We start from the raw sequence: 1,588 nt of genomic DNA, 5'->3' as shown, positions 1-1,588 counted from the left end.
ATATAACGGTGTCAGGGACGCCCGTCCAATGCATCTGCCCGGGTTTTCGATGAGATTGAACGATGATTTGATCTACTTCATGCACACTATCGAAAACTAGGTACAATGTCGCCTCCTTGCGCTGCGCCCGTAGTTCAATGGATAGAATGAGAGTTTCCGAAGCTCTTGATACAGGTTCGATTCCTGTCGGGCGCACCATAGATTCAAGGACTTACGTTTTTTTGGGCCCATTTTGGGCCCAAACAGCGCAAATTAACGCGGGTTCTTTGGAGTCCGTCAGGGCTCCAGTGGTGGCAAATGATCGGCGTAAAGAGCCGCCATTTTCGCCTTTTCCCGCTGGTTGGATTCGCCGTCGATCCACTTCGAATAGACGCGGAAAAACATCTGCGCGTTCTTATGACCCATCTGGCGCGAGAGATATCCAGGATTCATGCCGGCGTGCAGTCCGAGCGTGGCATACGTATGCCGCGTCTGGCGCGCATCCCGATCCCGGATTCCTAACGCGGCAAGCGTAGGGCGCCACACCTTCTGAACCGCATCCGCCGTATCGACGAATGGCTTTCCTGTTTCAGGATTCAAAAAGACATGGCCTCCAGGTTCAAACGTGAGTTGCCTCTGGCGTCTGATAGCTTCCAGCGCCGGCCCCTGTAGGTCCACGTCGCGCGACTTGTACGTCTTGGTGGCTTTGTTGTGGCGCCTCACGAGTGCCCGGTCGATCCGGATCTGCTCCCTGGAAAGATCCACGCGAGGCCACTGAAGAGCGATCTGCTCTGACGGCCTCACACCGGTAAAAAACGCGACTTCGAAATAGTTGCGCCAGGTCGCATTGAAGTGTTCGTCGATGTGTTGCACGACTTGGAGCACTTCTGACATGAGCAGTGGATCTGGTTCTGGATCTTGGCCTTTACGGCTTTCGATCTCCAGCGTGATGTTCTCCGGAGCTTTCCTCATCTTGAATGCCAACGCCCAAACTTGCCGAGCCGGCGTCATGACGTTGTTGAACGTCTTGGCCGCCATGCGCGGAAAGTCGGCCAAGTCCATTGCGAGCTCTTCATAGGTGATCTCCGCGATTGGGCGATTTCCATACAAAGGGCGCCATCGCGAGTTCAAGAGGTTCTCGTATTCGCTGAGCGTCGTTGGCGCTTTGTGGCTGATAAGCTTCAGCCACATGTTTGCTACCTCGTTGAACGTGACTTCTCTGGCCGCCTCTTTGATCGGAATGCTGGGGGACTCGGGGAAGTAGCGAGCGAAGTCGTCCCAAGTGAAGACGCCGAGGTCGATCGCTTGCAGAATCTCGCTGCGCATGCGTGCCGCAGCGCGCATGTTGGCGGCGGTGGGGCGCAGTGCTACGCGCTCGCGGAAGCGGCGGTCATTCCATCGGAAGTCGATTCGGATCGACGTCGTCCGCGCGATGATCCCTTCGAGGTGCTCTTTGATACCCATTCGTCGTACGCTTCAAGATTGATGTGTTGTCGGTTGTCGTCGGACCATTTCCAATGCTTGCCTTCGATCAAGTGGCCGTCTCGGATCAGATGCCGGAAGGAGTGGATCGATCTGCCGGTGCATTCGGCAGCTTTTTCCATGACGA

General features: G+C 55.7%; 1 protein-coding gene and 1 tRNA gene. One reads left to right on the top strand and one right to left on the bottom strand.

What is annotated here, in order from left to right; genetic code table 11:
- Positions 1 to 123: 123 nt before the first annotated feature.
- A tRNA-Arg gene (locus A9976_RS25930) sits at positions 124 to 198 on the top strand.
- Positions 199 to 276: 78 nt separating this feature from the next.
- On the opposite strand, the gene A9976_RS25925 is transcribed toward A9976_RS25930, so the two are convergent.
- Positions 277 to 1,443 (bottom strand): site-specific integrase, encoded by a 1,167-nt coding sequence (locus A9976_RS25925; protein WP_183016475.1) that lies wholly within the window; start codon positions 1,441 to 1,443, stop codon positions 277 to 279.
- Positions 1,444 to 1,588 lie beyond the last annotated feature (145 nt).

The organism is Delftia sp. UME58 (assembly GCF_014170385.1).
Classification (GTDB): domain Bacteria; phylum Pseudomonadota; class Gammaproteobacteria; order Burkholderiales; family Burkholderiaceae_C; genus Comamonas; species Comamonas acidovorans.
The sequence above is the reverse complement of the archived record's forward strand: the minus strand, read 5'-3'. Positions and strand labels throughout refer to the sequence as shown.